This is a genomic window from Hydrogenophaga sp. T66 (assembly GCF_057219855.1).
On sequence record NZ_JBXVVX010000002.1, the window covers coordinates 265,655 to 288,721 of the forward strand.

Here is a 23,067-nt window from a genome sequence, read left to right on the forward strand (position 1 = left end):
GAACGGCCGGCGCATCGCCTGCAATGGAAAAAAAGAAACGGCAACACCCACCCACGGCGGGCGGCGTCATGGGTATCGGATGGGGCGATTGGCCCCGATCAGACGGGCGGGGCGCGCACCGGCGGCGTGGCACGGTCGTCGCCCCCGGTGACCGCCAGGGTCTGCCGGGAGGGTGCCCACGGGGGGTTGTCGGGCAACGCCGCGGCGGTCAGACCGGCCGGGGGCGCCGCGGCGCCGCCGACCGCGCAAACCGGACACAGGCCGACATGCTTCACCGCCGGCGCGGCGCTGTCCGGATTCGCCTCGCCGTCCAACGTCACCCAGACCAGGCCCGCGGCGCTGCACACCAGCGCCCGGTCCGCGCCCGGCACGGCGAGCGCCGCCAGCGGATGGAGCAGTCCCAGGCACCACGCCAGCAGCACGGCGGCGGCCGTGCGGCGGCGGTGGTGACGCAGGCGGGAAAACATGCGGGCAGTGTACCCGTGGGGGTGTGGGCGGCGGGCGCGTACGGCAAGGCGCGGTCGTCTCAGCGACGGTCGGCCGGGACGGGTCGGCCTACCATGCCGGCTTCCCAACTGCCTTCGCGCCAGGAGACCCCATGATCACCCTCTGCGGATTCGCTGCCAGCAACTACTACAACAAAGTCAAGCTCGCCCTGCTGGAAAAGGGCGTCGCGTTCGAGGAAGAGCTCGCCTGGGTGGGCGAGACCGACCCGGCCGCCAGCCCGCTGGGCAAAGTGCCCTACCTCAAGACGCCCGCCGGCCCGCTGTCGGAATCCACCGTCATCCTTGAATACATCGAAGACGCCTTCCCCCAGGTGCCGCTGCTGCCCGCCGACGCCTTCGAGCGCGCCAAGGTGCGTGAGCTCACCCGTTACCTCGAACTGCACCTCGAACTCGTGGCGCGCAACCTGTATCCCGAGGCCTTTTTCGGCGGCAAGGTGAGCGACGCGGCCAAGGAGAAAACCGGCCAGCAGCTGGAAAAGAACATCGCCGCGTTCGCCAAGCTGGCGCGGTTCTCGCCCTTCATTGCGGGTGAACAGTTCACGCTGGCCGACTGCGCCGCGGCGGTGCATTTGCCGCTGGTCGGTCTGGCCACCAAGGTGATCTACGGTCGCGACTACCTGGCCGAGCTGCCGGTGCGCGACTACCTCAAGCGCCTGAACGAGCGCGCGTCGGTGGTGAAGGTCAACGCGGACCGCAAGACCAACACCGAACTCATGATGAGCCGCAGCAAGCGCTGAGGCCCGCGCCCGCCCGTGCGGCGGGCTCAGCCGAGGTCCAGCAGGCGCTGCACCTCGGCGCGCATGCCCTGCGCCCAGGTGCGGCGGTCGCGACCCAGGCAGTCTTCGGCCACGCCGAAGCGCACCACCGCGCACACGCCGTCGGCCCGCAGCGTGGCCCAGATGGACGCCAGCAGGGTGGTGTCGCCCACGAACACCGGCGCCGGATGCGGCGCGCCGGTCTCGGCGTGGACGAAGCGCAGCGCCACCGGCATCACCGGTGCTTCGGCCGAGATCGCGGCCTGGAACAGGTTGGCGTGAAAGGTCAGCAGCTCGCTGCCGTCGCCGGTGGTGCCTTCCGGGAACACGGAAATCACATCGCCCGCGCGGAGGCGTTCGGCCACACGGTGCACCACGCGCATCGCATCGCGCCGGCTTTCCCGCTCGATGTACAGCGTGCCCGCGCCGGTGATCAGCAAACCCAGCACGGGCCAGCGCTGGACGTCGGCCTTGGAAACAAACCGGCTGGGCCGCGCTGCGTTCATCACCAGGATGTCGAGCCAGCTGAGGTGGTTGGCCACCTGCAGCAGCGGCCCACGCTCGGGCACCTCGCCCTGCACCCGCAGCGCCACGCCCATGATGGCGAGCATGCGAGCCGACCAGCGCTGCACCTCGACGGCACAGGCGTCGGCGTCCAGCCGGTGAAAGCGCGTGCGGATGGTCCACAGGCCCGCCAGCACGTGTGCCGCGGCCTGCAGCAACCTCACCAGCGCGCGCAGCGACTTCACGCGGCGTCGGCCTGGAACGCGACCTGACCGGCCACCAGCGTGGCGCGCACCGCGCCGGGCAGCTCGTGGCCTTCGAACGGCGTGTGCTTGCCCTGGCTGCGCAGGCGCGCGGGGTTCACCGCGACATCGCGCGCCGGATCGAACACCACCAGATCGGCCATCCCGCCCACACTGAGCTGGCCGACGCTGGCCTGGAGCGTGCCCAGGCTGGCGCCCAGCACGCGCTGCGGCCCGCTGGTCAGCACCGCCAGCGCCTGCATCAGGCCCAGGCCTTCCTGCTGCGCCCAGCGGCAGGCCAGGCCCAGCAGCAGCTCGACCGCGGTCGCCCCCGGCTCGGCCTCGGCAAATGGCAGCGTCTTGGCATCGGCGTCGACCGGGTGGTGGTCGGAGACGAGCGCGTCGATCGTGCCGTCGGCCAGCGCGGCTCGCAGCGCGTCGCGGTCGCGCTGCTGGCGCAGCGGCGGCTGCAGGCGGTAGCGGCTGTCGTAGTAACCGATGTCGATGTCGGTGAGGTGCAGGTTGTGCACGCTGACGTCGCAAGTCACCGGCAGGCCCTCGGCCTTGGCCGCGCGCACCAGCGCCACGCCGGCCGCACTGCTCACACGGCACAGGTGCACGCGAAGCCCCGGCGCCTTGATGCCGCGCATCAGCTCGAACAACGTGTGCAGCGCAATGCTCTCCGCCGCCGCCGGCACACCCGGCAGGCCGAGGCGCGTGGCCAGCGGACCGCTGGCGGCCACGCCCTTGCCCAGCCACGCGTCCTGCGGCCGCAGCCAGACGGTGAAGCCAAACGTCGCCGCGTACTGCAGCGCACGCTGCAGCACCTGCGTGTTGACGATGGGCACCTCGGCCTGGCCGAAGCCCACGCAACCCGATTCGGTGAGTTCGGCCATCTCGGTCAGCACCTCGCCCTTGAGGCCGCGGGTGAGGGCACCGAGCGGAAACACCCGCGAACGGTGCAGCTTCTCGGCCCGGAACTTCAGCATGTCCACCAGACCCGGCTCGTCGAGCACAGGCTCGGTGTCGGGCGGGCAGACCAGCGAGGTCACCCCGCCCGCCACGGCCGCGGCGGTTTCGCTCTCCAGCATGCCGGCGTGCTCCTGCCCGGGCTCGCGCAGACGCACCGCGAGATCCACCAGGCCCGGCGCGACCACGCAACCGGTCGCATCGACGGTGCGCGCGGGGTGAAAGTCAGACGCCACCGTGCCGATGGCGATGATGCGGCCCGCCGCGATGGCCACGTCGGCCATCTCGTCGCGGCCACTGGCGGGGTCAATCACACGGCCGTTGCGAATCAGTATTTTCATGCTTCATTCCCGGCAACGATGCTCATCACGGCCATGCGCACCGCGATGCCGAAGGTGACCTGCGGCAGGATCACGCTCTGCGGTCCGTCCACCACGGCCGAATCGATCTCCACACCGCGGTTGATCGGGCCCGGGTGCATCACGATCGCGTCGGGCTTGGCCCACCGCAGCCGCTCCGGCGTGAGACCAAAGCTCTTGAAATACTCCTGGCTGGACGGCAGCAGCGCGCCGCTCATGCGCTCGTTCTGCAGGCGCAGCGCGATCACCACGTCGCAGTCCCGGATGCCTTCTTCGAGCGTGTGGCACACGCGCACGCCCATGTGCGACAGGTCACTGGGCACCAGCGTGCGCGGACCCACGACGCGCACGTCGGGGCAGCCCAGCGTGGTGAGCGCGTGAATGTCGGAGCGCGCGACGCGCGAGTGCAGCACGTCGCCCACGATGGCCACCGACAGGCGCGTGAAGTCGTGCTTGTAGTGGCGGATGGTGAACATGTCGAGCAGGCCCTGCGTGGGGTGCGCGTGGCGCCCGTCGCCAGCGTTGACCACGTGCACGTGCGGGGCGACGTGCTGCGCGATCAGGTAGGGCGCGCCCGACTCGCTGTGGCGCACGACGAAGATGTCGGCCGCCATCGCGCTGAGGTTGGCGATGGTGTCGAGCAGCGACTCGCCCTTGGCGGTGGAGCTGCGCGCGATGTCCAGGTTGATGACGTCGGCGCTCAAGCGCGTGGCCGCGATCTCGAAGGTGGTGCGGGTGCGGGTGCTGTTCTCGAAGAACAGGTTGAACACGCTCTTGCCGCGCAGCAGCGGCACCTTTTTCACCTCGCGGTTGCTCACGCTGGTGAAGCTGGCCGCGGTGTCGAGGATGTGGGTGAGGATGTCGCGCGACAGCCCCTCGGTGGACAGCAGGTGGATCAGCTCGCCATTCTTGTTGAGCTGGGGATTGCGGCGCAGGCTCATGGTTGCAGGGACTCCAGCCGGAAGTGGAGGCGGCCGTCGTCGGCGCGCCGGAGTTCGAGCGAGTGGCCGCTGGGCACGCTCAGGCGGGCGGCACACAGCGTGGGCTCGATCGGCAGTTCGCGGCCGCCGCGGTCGGCCAGCACCGCCAGGCGCACGCTGGCCGGGCGCCCGTGGTCAAACAGCTCGTTGATCACCGCGCGCAGCGTGCGGCCGGTGTAGAGGACGTCGTCGACCAGCAGCACGTGGGCGCCGTTGACGTCGAAGCCGAGCTGGGTCTGGGCGCTGGCGGCCAGACCACGGCGGGCGAAGTCGTCGCGGTGCATGGACGACGACACCACGCCGGCCGCCCCCGGACGACCCAGGTCGCGCTGCAGACGCTCGGCGATCCAGGCGCCGCCCGAGGCAATGCCCACGAGCTGCACCGGCACGCCGGCACGGCCGATGTGGTCGGCGACCAGGTCGCGCAAGGCGCCATACAGCGCCTCGGCGTCGGGAAGGGAAGGGGTGCTCACGGCAGGCTCCGCAGAAATTGTTCAAGGATGAGGCAGGCCGCGGCCGCGTCGGCATCCGCCGCGCCCAGGCTGTGGGCCTCGGTGGTGGTGTAGCGCTCGTCGACCTCGTGGACCGGCAGCCCGGTGCGCCCACGCAGCTGGCGCGCAAAACGCAGGGCGTGGGCGGTCATCTCGTGCGGCGCGCCATCCGGGTGGCGCGGCACGCCCACCACCAGCGCGTCGGGTTGCCACTCGGCCAGCAGCCGCGTGATCGCGGCCCAGCGCGCGTCTCCCTCGGCGCGCAGCGTGGGCCGCGGCGTGGCGGTGCGGGTCAGGCGATTGCCGGTGGCCACGCCGGTGCGGCGCCGGCCCAGGTCGAAGGCCAGAAAGGTCTGGCCCGTCACGGGGTGGTCGATGACCCGTTCAGGCATGGCCGGCGTCCGGCGCAAGCATCCACGGCTGCAGGCCGAGCAGACCCATCGCAGCCTCGTAACGCTGCTCCACCGGCGTGTCGAAGATGACGGCGCGGTCAGCGGCCACGGTGAGCCACGCGTTCTCGGCGAGTTCGGATTCGAGCTGCCCCTTGGCCCACGAGGCGTAGCCCAGCGTGATGAACACCCGCCGCGGCCCGCCGCCCATGGCCATGGCTTCCAGCACATCGCGCGAGGTCGTCATCTCCAGGCCACCCGGGATCGTGAGCGTGGACGCGTACACCGACTCGACTTCGCCATCGCCCACGGCCTCACTGGACACCGCCTCGTGCAGCACAAAGCCGCGCTCGGTCTGCACCGGCCCGCCCTGAAACACCGGTGTGTCGACCAGATCGTCGCGCCCCAGGGTGAGATCCACTTTCTCGAACAGGCGGGGCACGCGGATGTCGCTGGGCTTGTTGATGACCAGCCCCAGCGCGCCGCGCTCGCTGTGTTCACACATGAAAACCACGCTGCGCCCAAAAAGCTCATCGCTCAGGCCGGGCATCGCAATCAGGAAATGATTGGTCAGGTTGATGGGGGCAGAATCGTCGGCCATCCGGGAATTTTAAGCCGCCCCTCCCTGGCGCCCGGGATACCCCAGTCCGCCCATGACCTCCTTCGACAGCGCCCTTGTCTGGTTCCGCCGCGACCTGCGCGCGCACGACCACGCCGCCCTGCACCACGCGCTGTCCAGCAGCCGGCGCGTGTGGTGCGTGTTCGTGTTCGACCGCGACATCCTCGACCCGCTGCCGCGGGCGGACCGCCGCGTCGAATTCATCCGCGAATCGCTCGTCGACCTCGACGCTCAGCTCCGCGCGCTGGCGGCACCCCACGGCCACGCCGCCGCCGGCCTGATCGTGCTCCACGACCGCGCGGCCCACGCGATCCCGGCGTTGGCGCAGCGGCTGGGGGTGCAAGCGGTGTTTGCCAACCACGATGACGAACCCGCCGCCCTCGCCCGCGACGCCCAGGTGCTCGGCGCACTGGCCCACGCGGGCATGGCCTGGCGCACGTTCAAGGATCACGTCATCTTCGAGCGGCGCGAGGTGCTCACCCAGGCAGGTCACGCGTTCGGCGTCTTTACCCCCTACAAAAACGCGTGGCTGCGCCGCCTCACCCCGGCCGACCTCGCCGAACACCCGATCGCACCGCACGCCGCCGCGCTCGCTGACCGCCCCGGCGACCTCAGACACCCGGTTCCCACGCTGGCCGACATCGGCTTTGCGCCCACCAACCTGTCGCAGCTGCCCATGCCCCCCGGCAGCGCGGGCGGCCAGCGGCTGCTGACTGACTTCACGGAGCGCATCGAGCGTTACCAGGAGGCGCGCGACTTTCCCGCCGTGAAAGGCCCGAGCTACCTGAGCGTGCACCTGCGTTTCGGCACCGTGTCGGTCCGTCAGCTCGCGCGGCTGGCCCATCCGATGCACCTGCAGGGCATCGCCGGCGCCAGCACCTGGCTGTCCGAACTCATCTGGCGCGACTTCTACCACCAGATCCTGGCGAACTTCCCGCACGTGGTCGAGCGCGCCTTCAAGCCGGAGTACGACACGATCCGTTTTGAGCAGGGAAAGCCCGCCGAGGCCTTGTACGCGGCGTGGTGCGAGGGCCGCACCGGCTACCCGCTGGTGGACGCCGCCATGCACCAGCTCAACCAGACCGGCTACATGCACAACCGCCTGCGCATGGTCACCGCCAGTTTTCTGGTCAAGGACCTGGGACTCCACTGGCGATGGGGCGAGCGCTACTTTGCCGAAAAGCTCATCGACTTCGACCTCGCCGCCAACAACGGCGGCTGGCAATGGGCCAGTTCGAGCGGTTGCGATGCGCAACCCTATTTCCGCATCTTCAACCCGGTCAGCCAGAGCGAAAAATTCGACCCGCAGGGCCGCTTCATCCGCCGCTACCTGCCCGCCCTCGCCAGCCTGCCCGACGCCGCGCTGCACGCCCCCTGGACCGCCCGCGCCCTGGAGTTGCAGGGCGCCGGTGTCGTGTTGGGCGACACCTATCCCCGACCGGTGGTCGACCACGCCGAGGCCCGCGAGCGAACACTCGCGCGCTATGCGGTGGTGAAAAAGCCGGCCTGAGTGTCGGCGGCGGCACACGCACGGGCCACACGACCGACACCAGAGAAAAGGCCCGCACGCGGCGGGCCTCGTCATCGGCGGCGCCGTCTGGGCCTCAGGTCGCAGCGGCCTCCGCCTTGGCGTAGCGCGACACCAGCGCCAGCAGATCGTCTTCCGAGTAGGGCTTGCCGAGGTAATGGTCCACGCCCAGTTCACGGGCGTGTTCGCGGTGCTTTTCGGCGATGCGCGAGGTGATCATGATCACCGGCAACCCGGCCAGCGCCGCATCGGCGCGGATGTTGCGCACCAGGTCGAAACCGTCCATGCGTGGCATTTCGATGTCGGACAACACCACCGCCGGGCGCTCCGACTGCAGCCGCTCCAACGCCTGCAGGCCGTCGGCCGCCAGCGCCACGCGGTAGCCTTCGCGCTGCAGCAGGCGTTGCGTGACGCGGCGCACCGTGATCGAGTCGTCCACCACCAGCACCAGCGGTACCGTCGTCGTCGCGGCCTCGACCGCCACATCGGGCACCGCGGTGTCGGTGGTCGCGGCGTGGGCCGCCACCCACTGCGGCACCTGGGCGCCGTACACCGCCGCCAGCGCCACCGGGTTGTAGATGAGCGCTACCGCGCCCGAGGCCAGCACGGACATACCCGCCAGACCGGGCAGGCGGGAGAGCTGGGCACCGAGGTTCTTCACCACCACTTCCTGGCTGCCCAGCACCTCGTCCACGTGCATGGCGACGCGCTGCGCCGCGCTTCGGAACACCACCACCGGCAGCGTGCGCGCCTGGGCTTCCAGGGACTTGGGCGAGTGCTGCAGCAACGCGCCCGACCAATAGAAGGGCACCTGCTCGCTGCCGTAGGTGAGCTGGCCGGTCGCATACGCCTGCTCCAGCTCGGCCACCGACACACGACGGACCAACTCCACGAGGTTCGAGGGCACGCCCAGCGTCAGATCGCCGGCCCGCACCATCACCACCTGGGTCACAGCGGTGGTCAGCGGCAGCACGAGCGTGAAGCTCGTCCCGCGGCCCGCCTCGGTGGCGGTGACGATGCGACCACCGAGCGCCAACACGTCGCTGCGCACCACGTCCATGCCGATGCCGCGGCCCGCGAGTTCCGACACCGCCTGCGCGGTGCTGATACCGGGTTCGAAGATCAACTGCGCGGCCTCGTCATCAGCCAGCTCCGCCCCGTACGGCACGATGCCGGCCAGCCGGCCTTTCTCGCGCAGCCGCGGGAGGTCCAGGCCAGCGCCGTCGTCGGAAAACACCACCGAGACGTCGTTGAGCTCCTGGGCCAGCCGGATTTCAATCTGTCCTTCGGCCGGTTTCCCTTTGGCCAACCGCACGTCCGGCGCCTCAATGCCATGGGCCACGTGGTTGCGCAGCAGGTGCTCGAACGCGGCGGTCATCCGGTCGAGCACGCCGCGGTCCATTTCGATCTGGCCGCCGGTGATGTCCAGGCGAACCTGCTTGCCCGTCTCCTTGGACGCCTGCCGCACCACGCGGTACAGGCGCTCGGAGATGCCTTCAAACTCCACCATCCGGGTGCGCAGCAGATCGCGCTGCAGTTCGCGGGTCTGCCGCGCCTGGGCAATGAGGTTGTCTTCGGTGGTCTCCACCGCGCGCTGCAGGTTGCGGTGCACGGTGGCCACGTCGTTGACCGACTCGGCCATCATGCGGGTGAGTTCCTGCACTCGCGTGAAGCGGTCGAACTCCAGGGGGTCGAACGACTGGTCGGCGTCGCGCGCCTGCGCCAGGCGGGACTGCATCTGGGTTTCGGCCTGCAGCTCGATGTCGCGCAGCTGGCCGCGCAGTCGATCCAGGTTGCCGGTGAGGTCCTTCAGCGAAGAGCGCAGGGCCACCAGTTCGGCCTCCATGCGGGAACGGGTGATCATCACCTCGCCGGTTTGGTTGACCAGCCGGTCAAGCAGTTCCGGCCGCACACGCACGGCCGCGCCAGCGCGCGCCGCCACCGGCACCACCGCGGTTGGCGCCAGAACCGTCGAGGCGGTCACGCCGCCGGTCTGCGCCGGTACCGCCGGGGATTCAGCCACCGGCGCAACGGGCGCCGACGCCGCGGGCGATTCGGGCAAGGCATGAACCAGATCCGCCACCTGATGATCGGCCCGGCGCAACACGTCGAAGCGCGTCTGGATGCCGTCCAGCGCCTGCACCAGCGGATCCAGATCAGCGCTGCTCAGGGCGTCGCCGGTCAGGCGCTCGGCACTGGTTTCCATCCGGTGCGCCATCTCGCCCAGCCGCAAGGCACCGGCCAGTCGGGCGCTGCCTTTGAGCGTGTGCAGGTTGCGCAGCACCTCCACACGGGCGCTGGCGTTGTCGGGCCGAGCCACCCACTGACGCAGCGCGCCGGCGAGCTTGGGCAACAGTTCCTGCGCCTCTTCTTCAAAGATCGGAAACAGATCGATGTCGATGCTGTCGACGGCATCGATGTCGTCGTCGATGTCCTGGACTTCGTGGGGCACGACCGGCGCGGTCGGCACGGCAAAACTCGGTTCCACCACCGGGGCCAGCGGCGCTGCGCCGGTGGGCGTGGCGGTCTGCGCCGCGGCAGCGGGGAACACCGGCGCCAGTTCGGCGCTGAGGTCAGCGATCAGCTCCCCCGCCGAAACGGTCAGCGGCCCATCGACAGCCGCTTCGGCAACAGGCTCATCGGCGGTCGGTTCGTCGGCGCTCGGCGATGCGGGGAGCGCATCCCCGGCGGACGAAGCCTCGGTCACCGACGGCGCCGCTGTCAGCACGTCATGAAGTGCCGCCAACAGGGTGGCATCGGGCTCCTTGAGGAAGCCGGCGGCGAACTGGTGCAACAGCCGACGCACGTCGTCGGATGCCTTGACAAACAAAGGGGCCGCCCCGGCGGGAGGAGCGATGCCATCGGCCTGGCGCAAGGCCACGGCACCGATCGCGTGTTCCAGCGCACGGGCGATCTGCGACAGGGCGTCGAAGCCGACCGTGGCCGAACTGCCGGCCAGCGAGTGCGCCCACGCTTCGCACGACGAGGGAATGGGTTCGTGCTGCTCGAGGCTCCATTCGACGAGCGCCGTGTTGAGACGGCGCGACCACTCGTCGGCCTCGTTCAAGTACACGTTGTAGAGCTTGAGCGGAATGTGAAGCGACCCAATGACGCGGGTCTGCTCGTCGACAGGCGTCTCAGCCGGGGCATCAACCCCCACATGAGCCCCCACATCAGCCGGCGCGTCACCCGACGCGGCATCCGGCGTTGGCACCGGCTCAGCGGCCAGTTCTGCCACCGGCGGTTCAACGGACGAATCACCGGGCGAGACCGTGGCCGGTGCCGCGGTGGACGCGGATGCGGGTGCGGGTGCGGGTGCATCGACCAAGGCTGCGGCCTCCGGCTCATCGCCGGGCTCGAGCACCGCCCACTCCAGCGCCTCGGCACCGATGAACTCGTCGTGAGCCACCGGGCGCGGCGCCTCGGTCGCTACGGCGTCCTGCCGGTCGGCGGCCGCCGGCACGTCGACATCGGAGGCGGCCATTTCCGCGGCGCCCTCGCTGCTGGGGACCAGAGCTTGGGCATCGATCACCTCGATGGCGCCGGCGTCCAGCGGCAGATCAAAGCCGAGATCGGGCAAGGCCTCCGCGGCTGCGTCCGGAGGCACCACCGAGGGCGCCGGGTCGGTGGCTTCAGCGACCTGGCCGATGGCCGCAAAGTCGATATCCGCCAGCATCGGCGCGGCGTCCATCGGCGGCATCGGTACCACGCGCTCGGCCGGCGGTGCGTTGTCGACCGGCACCTCAAGGCTGGCTTCCGCTCGCGGTGCGGGGTCAACGGAACCGCCGTCAGCGCCATCGGCCGGGAATCCCAAGGGCAGGAAGCGATCCTCGTCCTTCAGGGCCTGCGCGCTTGCACGGAACGGTTGGGCCGACCAGCCGTCGGCATCGTGGTCCGCGATGGCCTCCACCCAGGCGCCGAAGCGGATCAGCGCATCGCGCGCCAGGTCTTGCAACGCTGCCGACGCCGGCTTCTGCTCGGCCAGAACGGCATTGAGCAACTGCTCCATTTGCCAGGCCGCTTCTCCGAACTCGTTGAGGCCCACCATGCGGGAGCTGCCCTTGAGCGTGTGGAACGCCCGCCGCAGCGTGGTCAGGTGCTCCAGGCTGCCGGGCTCATCGGCCAGGGCCTGCACCGCAGCCGCCCCATTGGCCACGACTTCGCGCGCCTCTTCCAGGAAGATGTCCAGAAGATCATCGTCGGCGTCGTCCGACGCCGGGGCGGGGGCCGGCGCCGGTGGCGCTGGCGGCTGCGCCGCTTCCGCCACCTGCTCAGTCAGCCCCACCAGCGCTTGAGCGCCAGCCTGGGCGTCCTGGTTGATCACGGCCTGCGCCGCCTCCCGGGCAGCGCGCGCCACCGCAGGTTGCTCGGCGAGCGCCGCCTGCGAGGCCAGGGCATCCAGCTGATCCCCCAGGTCCGACAACTCCAGGCCGCCAAATACGCTGTCGACGATGCGCTCGACACCTTCGTGCAGCGCCTGCGCGTCTTGCGCGGCCGCGGTGCGCGCAGACTCCACCGGCGCGGTCCGGCCCATGACCGGCTTGAGCTCACCCTCTGCGTCGTCGAAGCGAAACAGCTTCTTGGCCAGCGCCGGCTGGTAATTGAGCATGTCCACGAGGAAGCTCAACGCGCTGAGGTTGTTGCCCAGGTTCTGGAACGTGCCGGCGCCTCGGGCTTGGGACTCATCGACTTCGGTGTCGAGGATCTGCTCAACCACGGTGCGCATGCGGGCGACGGTCTGGACCGCATGGTCAAGACCCAACACCGACAACACGCCACGCATCTGAGTGAGTTGGGCCACCGCCACATGCAAGCCCGATTTGTCGTCTGGGGTCCGGAAGAACTGGTCCAACGATTTCTCGATCTCGCCGAGAGACACCTTGAGCTCGCCGACCACGCTGCCCATGGTCTGCCGATCGCTGACGCGCCGGTACAGCTGCTCCATCCAAGGGTCCAGCGGCCGGGCCGGCTCGCCCGAGAGCACCCCCTGCAGACGCTGCGCCAGCGCCTGGGTGCGGTCGGTCAGCTCGGGCGACTGGGGGTCGAAATCCTCAAATACAGCCTCCAGATAGAGGGTGGTCGTGGCAACTTCCATCGCCAGTTCGGGCGACACACCGCCGGACTCGTTGACCGCGCGTTCTGCGGCGCGGACCAAGGTCGAGGCCAGGTGCTGGCTGGCGGGATGCAGCTTGAGGAGCGACTCACCGATCAGGCCAAACTGCTCTTGCACCTGGCGACCTCGGCTGCGGTCACCGCCGGAGAAGAGAGACCAGGCCTCCTTCGCCGCGTTGATGCGCTTGCGGGCCTGCACGAGCAAGGCCGGGTCATACTGACCGAGGGTGGCGCGGTGGTAGTCGACGCCCCGCTCCTGCGCAATGCCATACGCCTGCCGCACGAACACCAGCTGGGGCGTGCGGGCCGGGTCCTTCGGCTCAGCCTGAGCACAGAAGAACAGCATGTCGTGCAGCAGCGTCTCCGACACCTGTGGCTGCGGCTGGGACAGTGCGTTGAACTGCAACAGGACGCGGGAGGTCGCTCGCTTGGCGTACAAATCGGCGGGCACCAACTGGTGCCCGATGGCCTCGAAGTGGGCCGCAGCGACGCGCCAGAACGTGATGACGCGCGGATGCGACGCCCCGGCGGCCAAGCCGGTGCACAGACGGGCCAGTTGCTGGGCAGAAGCCAGACTCTGCGTCTTGACCACCAGCAGGATCAGCCGATCGAACATCGAGCGCAGTGCGGCGCTGGGCTGCAAAGGGTTGGCTCCCGAAGGCGCGGGCAGATCCACGCCGCGGGGATCGAGTGGCCACAGATCGGCCGGATGGACGCGCTCGGCACCCGCGATCTCTTGAACGTCGCGGTACTGAGGGAACAAGCCAACCGGGTGCACCGTCTTGCCGTTGAGCACCGCTTCAAGGAACTCGATCAGGGCGAAACTGGCCCGCTCCACCTTGGCGGCCGCTTCGTCGGTGCAGGTCAACGGTCGCTGGACAAAGCGCTGGACCGCCGCTTCCATGCCCCGCAACACCTGCGCCGGGGCAGCCAGGCCGACCACCTCCAGCGCGCCCACCGCCTGATGGATCTGCTGGCGCGCCATGCGCAAGGCCGAGGCATCCACCGCCTCGAGGTCGCTCTGGCGGGACTGCTCGTGCTCCCGCAAGAAGCGCCGGATGGCCTTGTTGGCCGAATCCAGCGACTTTCGCAGCTCCTCGAACACCCAGGCCAGCGGCCCTAGGTCATTGAGAACAGGGGCATGGGACGCCGGGTCGTGCGAATCGAGCATGGTGGGTCAGTGAGACGACGTTCAACCCGTGTGGGGTCAGGCAATCTTGAACCGGGACACCGATTGGCGCAGTTCCTCCGCCATGGCCGAGAGTTCGCGCACCTGCTGCGCGGTCGAGCGCGTGCCTTCCCCGGTCTGTTCCGTCACCGCAAAGATGTGCTGTATGTTGCCGGCCACCTCGTTGGCGGAGTCGGCTTCACGGGACGCTGCGACCGAGATCTGCTCAATCAGTTCAGCGAGACGGCGCGACACGCGGTCGATCTCGGACAGCGCGGTGCCGGCGTTGTCGGAGAGCTTGGCGCCCTCAACCACACCCTGCGTGGACCGCTCCATGGCAGCCACGGCGTCCTGGGTGTCGGTCTGAATCGCCTTCACCAGCGCCGCAATCTGGCGGGTGGCGTCGGCGGAGCGCTCGGCCAGCCGCTGCACTTCTTCCGCCACCACCGAGAAGCCCCGGCCCGCTTCACCGGCCGACGCGGCCTGGATGGCGGCGTTGAGGGCCAGCACGTTGGTCTGTTCCGTGATGTCCGAGATCAGTTCGGTGATCTCACCGATCTCCTGGGACGATTCACCCAGCCGCTTGATCCGCTTGGACGTTTCCTGAATCTGATCCCGGATCGAGTTCATGCCGCCGATGGCGTCTTGCACCGCCTTCAGGCCCGATTCCGCAGCCTGCAGCGAGACCCGCGCCACCTGAGCCGATTCCTGCGCCTGCCCGGACACCTGGTTGATTCGCTGCGCCATGTCCAGCACGGACTGGCCGGTTTCGCGAATCTCACGCAGCTGCTCGGTCGATGCCGCCAGCAGCTCGGTGGACGTGGCTTCCACCGACGAGGTGGTCTGGGCCACGCGGGTCGCCGTGGCCTGCACGTTACCCACCAGAGAACGCAGTTCTTCCACCGTGTAGTTCACCGAGTCGGCGATGGCGCCGGTGATGTCCTCCGTCACCGTGGCTTCCTGCGTCAGATCGCCTTCGGCCACCGTCTGCAGTTCGTTCATGAGCCGCAGAATGGCCGCCTGGTTGGCATCGTTGATGCGTTTGGCCTCCGCCTCCTGCGCCTCGGCGGCGAGCCGCTGGGCTTCCGCGACCAGCTGCCGCTGCCGGCTGTCCTGCAGCTGCACATAGGCGAGGCCGGCTGCACACAGCAGCGCGAACAGCGCAGCACCCAGGAGCGCGGCGAACTCGGTGCCGCCGAGGCCCGATCGGGTGGACAGGTCTTGTTGCAGCTTCTCGAGACCGATCCGCAGCGGCTCGGACTCGGCGATGATGCCCGATTGCGCTTCGCGGGCCGACACCAGGCCCTGCAGGTTGCCCAGAATCGCACCGGCTTCCTTGCGGGTCTCCTCGTACAACTTCAGCAGCGCCTCCAGCCGCTCACGGACCTGCGGATCGGTGGCGGCCCGCAGTCGCAGATCCTCATTGCCCTTCAGCAGGGCTTCGGCGATTTCCTTGAAGGTGTTCAAGTCCTTGCCCAGCAGGAACACGGCCTCAGGGCTCACGCCTTCGAGCGTCAGGAACTCGTTCGCGGACTTGCCGATGCGCTGGGTCAACATCACGAGCTGGCCTGCGGCCGAGATCTCGGTGGCGGGAGCGCCCTGTTGCAGCTTGAGCGATGAGATGGTTTCAGCAATCTCCAGCAGGTCGGACGACTGGCGGTTGATGGTGCGCAGCGCACTCCCCACCTGGGTCAGGATCGCCTGCTGCGCCATCACGGCGGTCGCGCTGGACTCGGCGGCGTCCACTTTCGGCAGCAGCGGATCGAGCAGGCCCGCGTAGTCCGCGCTCACTGGCTCGACGGACATGTCAGGGTTGCCCTGCTTGAGTGCGCGCACGCTGCGCGCCAGCACATCCGAGCTCTCGCGGACCTCGGGGAAGGCCGCCGGGTTGCCCACCAGGGCCTGCGACACCGATTTGGCGAGACGTTGCGACTGCATCAGCGCCTGACCCGACGCAGCCACCTGCTGACCAATCTTTTCGGTCTGGCTCAACACGAAGAAAGTGATCGCACCCAGCACCACCAGACCAAACGCCAGCAACACCGCGAGGGTTCGCTGGTGCTGTTCAGCAGGCCGTCGTCCCAACAGGGGGACGCTGATCAAGGCGCCCGAGCCGGGGTTGTCGAGATCGTCCCCCATCTCCAGGCCGGGTGCGATCGGCTGATCGCTGATGTCGGGCGCCAGCCGGGCCGCCGCCAGATCGGCCATGTCCTGGTCGCTGGCCAGGTTCAGATCGGGTTCGTCGCCACCCTTCTTGCGAAACAGACCCTGAAACCGGTCAAGCATTGCCATGAGAACACCTTCCAACAGAGATGACAAACACGCGGGCGGCGGGCGTCAGCCCGTCACGCCGCAATCGCCAGAAAAGCAGGTTCGCTGACCAGCCGTTGCAAATCGAGTTCGTGCCAGGGCTGGGCCTGCGCGTCCACCAGCACTCGCGTCACAGCGAGCGGGCTGTCGGGGCCGGGAGGGGCCTCTGCGCTAAAACCGCCCGGGCTTCTGAGGCCCAGGAGCCGGTCGACCCAGAGCACCGCGTTGACGCCCAGCGCAGCGTGCAAGCTGACCAGCCGGGCGTCAGACGTGACCCGGTCCGACGCCGCAGCGGCAACACCGGCGCCCATCAGACGGGCGAGGTCAATCACACCGAACAGGCCGCCGCGCAGGTTGGCCACGCCCACGTACCAATCTTTGGTGTACGGCACGCGCTGCACACTGGACCAGGGGAAAATTTCCCCCGACTGCACCAATGGCAGCAGGTACCGTTGGCCGCCTGCCTCCACGGCGAGCCAGGTGGCAGCCAGCGACTCGGTTCGCGCCGCGCTGAGGCGTTCGGCCAGTCGCTCCTGAAGCAGCTTCAGCGATTGTTTCTTGGCCATGCGCTCGCGGGTCGTCCGACCGTTCAGCCCTGCCCGCCGTCGCCCTTGGCGATGGCAGCGATCTTGGACAACAGCTCCTCGGCGTTCACCGGCTTGGTGACGTAGTCGCGGGCGCCTTGGCGCATGCCCCAGACGCGGTCGGTTTCCAAGTTTTTGCTGGTGCACATGATGATCGGGATGTGGGCGTAGCGCTCATCGCGCGTGATGGCGCGGGTGGCTTGGAAGCCATTCTGCTCGGGCATCACGACGTCCATCAGCACCAGGTCAGGCTTTTGCGATTCCAGCTGACTGAAGGCCTCAGCCGCACTACCGGCGGTCACCACCGTGTAGCCATTTTTTATCAGCATGTCCGACAGCGAGAGCCGCTCGGTCTGCGAGTCATCGACGACGAGGATCTTTTTGATGGTGGTGGGGGCGTGAGGCATCAAACAACTCCGGATGTTTGGGCACCAAACTGCGCCACGGCCTGGAGCAGCTGGTCCTTGGTGAACGGTTTGGTGAGGTAATCCTGGGAGCCGACCATGCGCCCGCGCGCTTTGTCAAACACCCCGTCTTTAGAAGATAGCATTACAACGGGGATGTTGGCAAAGGTCGGATTGCGCTTGATGATGGCGCAGGTCTGGTACCCGTCGAGCCGCGGCATCAGGATGTCGCAGAAGATCAAGTCGGGCGGGTTGTCGTTGATCTTGGCCAGGGCATCAAAACCGTCTTCCGCCAGCAGGACCTCATACCCTCCCTGCTTGAGAAAGATTTCCGCGCTGCGCCGGATGGTGTTGCTGTCGTCAACGACCATGACCTTGATGGGTGAGGTATTGCTCACGGTGATTCGCTCCCGGTGTAGGGTCGTGGGGTCATGGGCGTATGGGACGAGGCGGTGAGGAAGCCGGGCCGCCGCTCGAAGGCGGCCAGGACCTCAGATCTGGACCATTTCGAAGTCTTCCTTGCGCGCACCGCATTCAGGGCAGGTCCAGTTCATCGGCACATCGGCCCAGCGCGTGCCCGGGGCAATCCCGTGGTCCGGCGCGCCTGCCGATTCGTCGTAGATCCAGCCGCAAATGAGGCACATCCAAGTCTTGCTGTCGTTCATAAAAGTGAGCCCTATCGTAGAATCGATTCATTGTATCGACGGGTCTTCAGGCGCCCTCCGGCCTGATTTCGCCGATGCACGGGCGTCAACCGCGGGCGTGCGCCGTGGCGCCAGGAGCCACGCGGCGCGCCCCACCCGCCACACGCCCGCATGCCTGATACCCCTCCCACCTCCCCTGCACACGACACCGACGCCGGCACCGAGCGCGCCTCATTGCCCTGCGTGATGGTGTTCAACGCCAACGACCCCAGCGGGGCCGGCGGTCTCAGCGCCGACCTGACCGCCATGTCCAGTGCCTCGGCCCACGTGCTGGCCGTGGTCACGGGCGCCTACGTGCGCGACACCAGCGAGGTACACGACCACATCGCCTTCGACGAAGAAGCCGTGACCGACCAGGCGCGCTGTGCGCTGGAGGACATCACCGTCCAGGCCTTCAAGGTCGGTTTTGTGGGCACGCCCGAAAACCTCAGCGCCATTGCCGAAATCACCAGCGACTACGCCGAGGCACCGGTGATTGCGTACATGCCCGATCTGTCCTGGTGGGACGAGCTGGCGATCGAAACCTATCTGGACGCCTGCGCGGAGTTGCTGCTGCCACAGACCACGGTGCTGGTGGGCAACCACAGCACGCTGGCGCGCTGGCTTCTGCCGGAATGGGAAGGCGACCGTCCGCCCGGCCCGCGCGATGTGGCGCGGGCCGCGGCCGTGCACGGCGTACCCTATGTGCTGGTCACCGGCATCAACGCCGCCGACCAGCACCTGGAGAGCCACCTCGCCTCGCCCGACACGGTGCTGGCCACCGCGCGGTACGAGCGTTTCGAAGCCACCTTCAGCGGCGCGGGCGACACCTTGTCGGCCGCGCTGTGCGCCCTCCTGGCCGGCGGCAGCGATCTGCAGACGGCCTGTGCCGAGGCATTGACCTACCTCGACCAGTGTCTGGACGCCGGCTTCCAGCCGGGCATGGGCCACGCCCTGCCCGACCGCCTGTTCTGGGCCCACGACGACGCACCCGCTGACGACGAAAGCGCCGGCGACAGCCCCGACAGTGCGCTCGACGCCGGCGACTTCCCCCTCGACACCACCCGCCACTGACCTGCCAAGCCATCGCCCATGACTGACCTGAACCAGACCCTGTTCGACCGCGCCAAGTCCGTGATTCCCGGCGGCGTCAATTCGCCGGTGCGCGCCTTCCGTGCCGTGGGCGGCACGCCGCGCTTCGTGCAGCGCGCGCAAGGCGCCTACTTCTGGGACGCCAATGGTCAGCGCTACATCGATTACATCGGCTCCTGGGGCCCCATGATCCTGGGGCACGGTCACCCCGCGGTGCTGGAGGCGGTGCAGAAGGCGGCGCTGGACGGCTTTTCCTTTGGCGCGCCGACCGAGCGCGAGATCCAGCTCGCCGAGGCGATCGTCGAGCTGGTGCCCAGCCTGGAAATGGTGCGGCTGGTGAGCTCCGGCACGGAAGCCGGCATGAGCGCGATCCGGCTGGCCCGCGGCGCCACCGGCCGCCGAAAGATCATCAAGTTCAATGGCTGCTACCACGGCCACGCCGACGCGCTGCTGGTCAAGGCCGGCTCGGGCCTGGCCACCTTCGGCCACCCCACCAGCGCGGGCGTGCCCGCCGAGGTGGTGCAGCACACCCTCGTGCTGGAATACAACGACATCGCCCAGCTCGAGGCCGCTTTCGCCGAGCACGGCAACGACATCGCCTGCCTGATGATCGAGCCCATCGCCGGCAACATGAACTTCGTGCGCGCCAGCGTGCCCTTCGTCAAGCGCTGCCGCGAGTTGTGCACCCAGCACGGCGCCCTGCTGGCGTTCGACGAAGTCATGACCGGGTTCCGGGTCGCCCTCGGGGGCGCGCAGAGCGTCTACGCCCGGCTGATCCCCGGATTCGAGCCCGACATGACCGTCATGGGCAAGGTGATCGGCGGGGGCATGCCGCTCGCGGCTTTCGGCGGCAAACGCGCGGTCATGGAACAGCTCGCGCCGCTGGGCGCGGTGTATCAGGCCGGCACCTTGTCCGGCAACCCGGTGGCCACCGCTTGCGGCCTGGCCACGCTGGCCGAGATTCGCCGGCCTGGCTTCTACGAGGCCCTGGGCGCCCGCACGCAGGCGCTGGTGCGGGGCCTGCAGGCTGCGGCCGACGCCGAAGGCGTGCCTTTCTGCGGCGACAGCGAAGGGGGCATGTTCGGCTTTTTCCTGCTGCCCGGGCTGCCGCAGAACTACCCGACGGTGATGACCACCGACGGCGCGCGCTTCAACACCCTCTTCCACGGCCTGCTCGACCGCGGCGTGTACATCGCCCCCGCGCTCTACGAGGCCGGCTTCGTGAGCGCGGCCCACACCGAACAGGACATTGCCGACACCGTGGCGGCCGCGCGCGACGTCTTCAAGGTGCTGGCGCGGCGCGCGTGACCCATCGAGGCCACCACGGGGCCGGCTCCGCCGGGCCGCCGGTGGCGCTCCCTGAAGGGGGTGACGGCGCGCAGCGCCGGCGCGGGGGTGGCGCGTTCAGTGCCGGAAATGGCGCACGCCGCTGAAGACCATCACCACGCCGCGCTCGTTGGCGGCGTCAATGACTTCCTGATCGCGCATCGAGCCGCCCGGCTGGATCACGCAGGTCGCGCCCGCGTCGACCACCACATCCAGACCGTCGCGGAACGGGAAGAAGGCGTCGCTGGCCACCGCGGTGCCCTGCAGCGAGAGCTTCGCGTGCCCGGCCTTGATGCTCGCGATGCGCGCCGAGTCGAGGCGGCTCATCTGCCCCGCGCCCACGCCCATGGTCATGCCGTCCTTGCAGAAGACGATGGCGTTGGACTTGACGAACTTCGCCACCTTCCAGGCGAACATGAGGTCGTCGAGCTGCTGTGGCGTGGGCTGCCGGGTCGTGACGACCTTCAGGTCGCTGCGCTGCAGCACGTGGTTGTCGGCCGACTGGATGAGCAAACCCGAGCCCACGCGCTTGACATCAGACAGGTTCAGCCCGCGGTCCCAGGCGGTGGGGCCGCCGGGCGGCAGGTCGATCTGCAGGACGCGCACATTGGCCTTGGCCTTGAACACGGCCAGCGCTTCGGGTGAGTAGCCCGGGGCCATCAGGACTTCGACGAACTGCTTGCTGATGGCCTCGGCCGCGGCGCCGTCAAGCGGCCGGTTGAGCGCAATGATGCCGCCGAAGGCGCTGGTGGGGTCGGTCTGAAACGCCTTCTGGTAGGCCTGCAGCGGGCCATCGCCCACGGCCACGCCGCACGGGTTGGCGTGCTTCACGATCACGCAGGCCGGCTGGTCGAAACTCTTGACGCACTCCCACGCGGCGTCGGCGTCGGCGATGTTGTTGTACGAGAGCTCCTTGCCCTGCAGCTGGGTGGCGGTGACAAGCGAGCCCGGCGCGGGGTAGAGATCGCGGTAGAAAGCAGCGGTCTGGTGCGGGTTCTCGCCGTAACGCAGGTCTTGGAGCTTCACGAAGCGGCCGTTGGACTGGGCGGGGTACTCGCTGCGTTTGGGCACCGCGGCGGTGTCGTCGAATTCGATCGCCGAGAGGTAATCGCTGATCGCCGCGTCGTAGTTGCTGATGCGGTTGAACGCCGCCACCGACAGCGCGAAACGGGTCTTGAGCGACAGGCCGCCCGCCTTGAGTTCCTCCACCACGCCGGCGTACTGCGACGCGTCGGTCAACACGGCCACATCGCGCCAGTTCTTGGCGGCGCTGCGCACCATGGCCGGGCCGCCGATGTCGATGTTCTCGATGGCGTCGGCCAGCGTGCAGCCGGGCTTGGCCACGGTGGCCTCGAAGGGATACAGATTGACGACGAGGATGTCGATGGTGTCGATCCCGTGGGCCTGCAGCGCGGCCATGTGCTCGGGCAAGTCACGGCGCGCCAGCAGACCGCCGTGGACCTTGGGGTGCAGCGTCTTGACGCGGCCATCGAGCATCTCGGGGAATCCGGTGACCTCGGCCACCTCGGTCACGGGCAGGCCCTGCTCGGCCAGCAGCTTGGCGGTGCCGCCGGTGGAGATGAGGCCCACGCCCAGCGCGTGCAGCGAGCGGGCGAGGTCGACGATGCCGGTTTTGTCGGAGACGGAAATGAGGGCGCGCATGGGGTGGTTGGGGATGGTGTGAAGGGGGTCAGTCGATGAGGCCGTGGTCGATCAGCTTTTTGCGCAGCGTGTTGCGGTTCAGGCCCAGCCATTGCGCGGCGCGCGACTGGTTGTGCTGCGCCTGCTCCATGACCACCTCCAGCAGCGGGCGCTCGACCGCCCGGACCAGCATGTCGTGCAGGTTGGCCGGCTCGGTGCCGTTGAGATCGCGGAAATAGGCGTCCAGGCTGGTGCGCACGCAGTCGTGCAGGTCGTTCTTCTTCATGCGGCCAGTTTCCAGGGCAGTTCGGCGTCGACGTCGGGGTCGCCAGCGATCCACGCGTCGAGGCTGTGGGCGACCACGCCGAGCTGTTCGTCGATGGTGGTGGTGGCGTTGATGCGGGTGCGAAAGGCCTCGGCGGCGGCCGGGGCGATGGGCAGGGACCGGGCGTACCAGGCCAGGTGCTTGCGGGCGCTGCGCACGCCGGTGTACTCGCCGTACAGGTCGTAGTGGTCGTGCAGGTGGTCCAGCAGCCACACGCGCACGTCCGCCAGATCGGGCGGCGGCAGGTGTTCGCCCGTGGCCAGGAAATGGGCGATCTCGCGAAAGATCCAAGGCCGCCCCTGCGCGGCGCGGCCGACCATGATCGCGTCGGCGCCGGTGTGACGCAGCACGTCGCGGGCGCGCTCGGGGGAATCGATGTCGCCATTGGCCACCACCGGAATCCGCACCGCGGCCTTGATGGCGGCGACGGTGTCGTGCTCGGCCTCGCCCTTGTAGCCCTGCTCGCGGGTGCGGCCGTGGACGGTGAGCATCTGCACGCCAGCGGATTCGGCCGCGCGCGCGATGACCGGCGCGTTGCGCACCGCAGCGCACCAGCCGGTGCGCATCTTCAGCGTGACCGGCACGCCGTGCGGCGCGCAGGCCGCCACCACCGCCTCGACGATGGCGATGGCCAGCGGCTCGTCCTGCATCAACGCGCTGCCGGCCCACTTGTGACAGACCTTCTTGGCGGGGCAGCCCATGTTGATGTCGATGATCTGGGCCCCGCGGTCGATGTTGTAGCGCGCGGCGTCGGCCATCATGGCCGCGTCGGTGCCGGCGATCTGGACCGCGATCGGCGCGGCTTCCCCGTCGTGGTTGGCGCGGCGGGACGTCTTGAGGCTGTCCTGCAGGTCGGGGCGGCTGGTGACCATTTCGCTGACCGCATAGCCCGCGCCCAGCCGCTTGCACAGCTTGCGAAACGGCCGGTCGGTCACGCCCGCCATGGGCGCGACGAACAGGGCATTGGGCAGGACGTGGCGCCCGATCTGCATGGCGGTGGGAGAATGGCTGTTGTTGTGGGCATCACCGCCGCGGCCGCCCGGCCAGGCGCGAAGGATGCGCATTGTATCTGCCGCTTTT

General features: G+C 68.8%; 20 protein-coding genes. 4 read left to right on the plus strand and 16 right to left on the minus strand.

The window, feature by feature from the left end; genetic code table 11:
• Window positions 1-98: 98 nt before the first annotated feature.
• Window positions 99-467 carry a hypothetical protein gene (locus AC2D80_RS10260; protein WP_484632919.1) on the minus strand — a complete coding sequence of 123 codons (369 nt, stop codon included), beginning with the start codon at window positions 465-467 and terminating at the stop codon, window positions 99-101.
• A 131-nt stretch (window positions 468-598) separates the two neighbouring features.
• Here AC2D80_RS10260 and AC2D80_RS10265 point away from each other — a divergent pair, with 131 nt between their 5' ends.
• Window positions 599-1,243, plus strand: coding sequence for a glutathione S-transferase (locus tag AC2D80_RS10265; protein ID WP_484632920.1), 645 nt, complete (start codon window positions 599-601; stop codon window positions 1,241-1,243).
• A gap of 26 nt (window positions 1,244-1,269) precedes the next feature.
• Here AC2D80_RS10265 and AC2D80_RS10270 read toward each other — a convergent pair whose 3' ends face one another.
• Genes AC2D80_RS10270 through AC2D80_RS10295 form a run of 6 tightly spaced genes read right to left on the minus strand, consistent with a single transcriptional unit; the run spans window position 1,270 to window position 5,796 of the window.
• On the minus strand, window positions 1,270-2,010 hold the full coding sequence (locus AC2D80_RS10270) for a lysophospholipid acyltransferase family protein (RefSeq protein ID WP_484632921.1): 741 nt from the start codon (window positions 2,008-2,010) through the stop codon (window positions 1,270-1,272).
• Complete coding sequence (locus AC2D80_RS10275; RefSeq protein WP_484632922.1) at window positions 2,007-3,317, minus strand: dihydroorotase; 1,311 nt, start codon at window positions 3,315-3,317, stop codon at window positions 2,007-2,009. The genes AC2D80_RS10270 and AC2D80_RS10275 overlap by 4 nt, the downstream gene beginning before the upstream one ends.
• Window positions 3,314-4,276, minus strand: coding sequence for an aspartate carbamoyltransferase catalytic subunit (locus tag AC2D80_RS10280; RefSeq protein ID WP_484632923.1), 963 nt, complete (start codon window positions 4,274-4,276; stop codon window positions 3,314-3,316). Before AC2D80_RS10280 ends, AC2D80_RS10275 begins: the two co-directional genes overlap by 4 nt.
• On the minus strand, window positions 4,273-4,788 hold the full coding sequence (gene pyrR, locus AC2D80_RS10285) for a bifunctional pyr operon transcriptional regulator/uracil phosphoribosyltransferase PyrR (RefSeq protein ID WP_484632924.1): 516 nt from the start codon (window positions 4,786-4,788) through the stop codon (window positions 4,273-4,275). The genes AC2D80_RS10280 and pyrR overlap by 4 nt, the downstream gene beginning before the upstream one ends.
• A complete protein-coding gene (ruvX, locus tag AC2D80_RS10290; protein WP_484632925.1) occupies window positions 4,785-5,198 on the minus strand; it encodes a Holliday junction resolvase RuvX in 414 nt (137 codons plus the stop codon). Before ruvX ends, pyrR begins: the two co-directional genes overlap by 4 nt.
• The gene (locus tag AC2D80_RS10295; protein WP_484632926.1) at window positions 5,191-5,796 is read right to left on the minus strand and encodes a YqgE/AlgH family protein; all 606 of its coding nucleotides are present in this window, start codon (window positions 5,794-5,796) and stop codon (window positions 5,191-5,193) included. The genes ruvX and AC2D80_RS10295 overlap by 8 nt, the downstream gene beginning before the upstream one ends.
• Before the next feature lie 52 nt (window positions 5,797-5,848).
• On the opposite strand from AC2D80_RS10295, the gene AC2D80_RS10300 reads away from it, so the two are divergent.
• On the plus strand, window positions 5,849-7,324 hold the full coding sequence (locus AC2D80_RS10300; RefSeq protein ID WP_484632927.1) for a cryptochrome/photolyase family protein: 1,476 nt from the start codon (window positions 5,849-5,851) through the stop codon (window positions 7,322-7,324).
• A 94-nt stretch (window positions 7,325-7,418) separates the two neighbouring features.
• On the opposite strand, the gene AC2D80_RS10305 is transcribed toward AC2D80_RS10300, so the two are convergent.
• From AC2D80_RS10305 to AC2D80_RS10330, 6 genes are all read right to left on the minus strand, one after another.
• On the minus strand, window positions 7,419-13,625 hold the full coding sequence (locus AC2D80_RS10305) for a hybrid sensor histidine kinase/response regulator (RefSeq protein ID WP_484632928.1): 6,207 nt from the start codon (window positions 13,623-13,625) through the stop codon (window positions 7,419-7,421).
• Between the two features lie 36 nt (window positions 13,626-13,661).
• Entirely contained in the window at window positions 13,662-15,914 is a 2,253-nt protein-coding gene (locus AC2D80_RS10310) for a methyl-accepting chemotaxis protein (protein ID WP_484632929.1), read from the minus strand.
• Window positions 15,915-15,967: 53 nt separating this feature from the next.
• Complete coding sequence (locus AC2D80_RS10315; protein WP_484632930.1) at window positions 15,968-16,498, minus strand: chemotaxis protein CheW; 531 nt, start codon at window positions 16,496-16,498, stop codon at window positions 15,968-15,970.
• A 23-nt stretch (window positions 16,499-16,521) separates the two neighbouring features.
• Window positions 16,522-16,923: a response regulator gene (locus AC2D80_RS10320; RefSeq protein WP_484632931.1), complete on the minus strand. Its 402-nt coding sequence runs from the start codon at window positions 16,921-16,923 to the stop codon at window positions 16,522-16,524.
• A complete protein-coding gene (locus AC2D80_RS10325; protein WP_484633320.1) occupies window positions 16,923-17,291 on the minus strand; it encodes a response regulator in 369 nt (122 codons plus the stop codon). Before AC2D80_RS10325 ends, AC2D80_RS10320 begins: the two co-directional genes overlap by 1 nt.
• Before the next feature lie 120 nt (window positions 17,292-17,411).
• Entirely contained in the window at window positions 17,412-17,585 is a 174-nt protein-coding gene (locus tag AC2D80_RS10330) for a rubredoxin (RefSeq protein ID WP_484632932.1), read from the minus strand.
• Between the two features lie 150 nt (window positions 17,586-17,735).
• On the opposite strand from AC2D80_RS10330, the gene thiD reads away from it, so the two are divergent.
• Window positions 17,736-18,677: a bifunctional hydroxymethylpyrimidine kinase/phosphomethylpyrimidine kinase gene (gene thiD / locus AC2D80_RS10335; protein WP_484632933.1), complete on the plus strand. Its 942-nt coding sequence runs from the start codon at window positions 17,736-17,738 to the stop codon at window positions 18,675-18,677.
• Between the two features lie 18 nt (window positions 18,678-18,695).
• Window positions 18,696-20,003 carry a glutamate-1-semialdehyde 2,1-aminomutase gene (gene hemL / locus AC2D80_RS10340; protein ID WP_484632934.1) on the plus strand — a complete coding sequence of 436 codons (1,308 nt, stop codon included), beginning with the start codon at window positions 18,696-18,698 and terminating at the stop codon, window positions 20,001-20,003.
• 96 nt (window positions 20,004-20,099) lie between these two features.
• Here the strand turns inward: hemL and purH are convergent, their stop codons facing one another.
• From purH to dusB, 3 genes are read right to left on the minus strand one after another with little or no spacing between them, the layout of a single operon-like run.
• A complete protein-coding gene (gene purH, locus AC2D80_RS10345) occupies window positions 20,100-21,683 on the minus strand; it encodes a bifunctional phosphoribosylaminoimidazolecarboxamide formyltransferase/IMP cyclohydrolase (protein WP_484632935.1) in 1,584 nt (527 codons plus the stop codon).
• Window positions 21,684-21,711: 28 nt separating this feature from the next.
• Window positions 21,712-21,948: a Fis family transcriptional regulator gene (locus AC2D80_RS10350; protein ID WP_484632936.1), complete on the minus strand. Its 237-nt coding sequence runs from the start codon at window positions 21,946-21,948 to the stop codon at window positions 21,712-21,714.
• On the minus strand, window positions 21,945-22,979 hold the full coding sequence (gene dusB, locus AC2D80_RS10355) for a tRNA dihydrouridine synthase DusB (RefSeq protein ID WP_484632937.1): 1,035 nt from the start codon (window positions 22,977-22,979) through the stop codon (window positions 21,945-21,947). Before dusB ends, AC2D80_RS10350 begins: the two co-directional genes overlap by 4 nt.
• Window positions 22,980-23,067 lie beyond the last annotated feature (88 nt).

Bases quoted from the DNA above. Each gene is read 5' to 3' on its own strand.
- AC2D80_RS10260 (WP_484632919.1), bottom strand. From the start codon at position 467: ATGTTTTCCCGCCTGCGTCACCACCGCCGCCGCACGGCCGCCGCCGTG.
- AC2D80_RS10265 (WP_484632920.1), top strand. From the start codon at position 599: ATGATCACCCTCTGCGGATTCGCTGCCAGCAACTACTACAACAAAGTC.
- AC2D80_RS10275 (WP_484632922.1), bottom strand. From the start codon at position 3,317: ATGAAAATACTGATTCGCAACGGCCGTGTGATTGACCCCGCCAGTGGC.
- AC2D80_RS10280 (WP_484632923.1), bottom strand. From the start codon at position 4,276: ATGAGCCTGCGCCGCAATCCCCAGCTCAACAAGAATGGCGAGCTGATC.
- ruvX (WP_484632925.1), bottom strand. From the start codon at position 5,198: ATGCCTGAACGGGTCATCGACCACCCCGTGACGGGCCAGACCTTTCTG.
- AC2D80_RS10295 (WP_484632926.1), bottom strand. From the start codon at position 5,796: ATGGCCGACGATTCTGCCCCCATCAACCTGACCAATCATTTCCTGATT.
- AC2D80_RS10300 (WP_484632927.1), top strand. From the start codon at position 5,849: ATGACCTCCTTCGACAGCGCCCTTGTCTGGTTCCGCCGCGACCTGCGC.
- AC2D80_RS10305 (WP_484632928.1), bottom strand. From the start codon at position 13,625: ATGCTCGATTCGCACGACCCGGCGTCCCATGCCCCTGTTCTCAATGAC.
- AC2D80_RS10310 (WP_484632929.1), bottom strand. From the start codon at position 15,914: ATGGCAATGCTTGACCGGTTTCAGGGTCTGTTTCGCAAGAAGGGTGGC.
- AC2D80_RS10315 (WP_484632930.1), bottom strand. From the start codon at position 16,498: ATGGCCAAGAAACAATCGCTGAAGCTGCTTCAGGAGCGACTGGCCGAA.
- AC2D80_RS10320 (WP_484632931.1), bottom strand. From the start codon at position 16,923: ATGCCTCACGCCCCCACCACCATCAAAAAGATCCTCGTCGTCGATGAC.
- AC2D80_RS10325 (WP_484633320.1), bottom strand. From the start codon at position 17,291: ATGGTCGTTGACGACAGCAACACCATCCGGCGCAGCGCGGAAATCTTT.
- AC2D80_RS10330 (WP_484632932.1), bottom strand. From the start codon at position 17,585: ATGAACGACAGCAAGACTTGGATGTGCCTCATTTGCGGCTGGATCTAC.
- thiD (WP_484632933.1), top strand. From the start codon at position 17,736: ATGCCTGATACCCCTCCCACCTCCCCTGCACACGACACCGACGCCGGC.
- hemL (WP_484632934.1), top strand. From the start codon at position 18,696: ATGACTGACCTGAACCAGACCCTGTTCGACCGCGCCAAGTCCGTGATT.
- purH (WP_484632935.1), bottom strand. From the start codon at position 21,683: ATGCGCGCCCTCATTTCCGTCTCCGACAAAACCGGCATCGTCGACCTC.
- AC2D80_RS10350 (WP_484632936.1), bottom strand. From the start codon at position 21,948: ATGAAGAAGAACGACCTGCACGACTGCGTGCGCACCAGCCTGGACGCC.
- dusB (WP_484632937.1), bottom strand. From the start codon at position 22,979: ATGCAGATCGGGCGCCACGTCCTGCCCAATGCCCTGTTCGTCGCGCCC.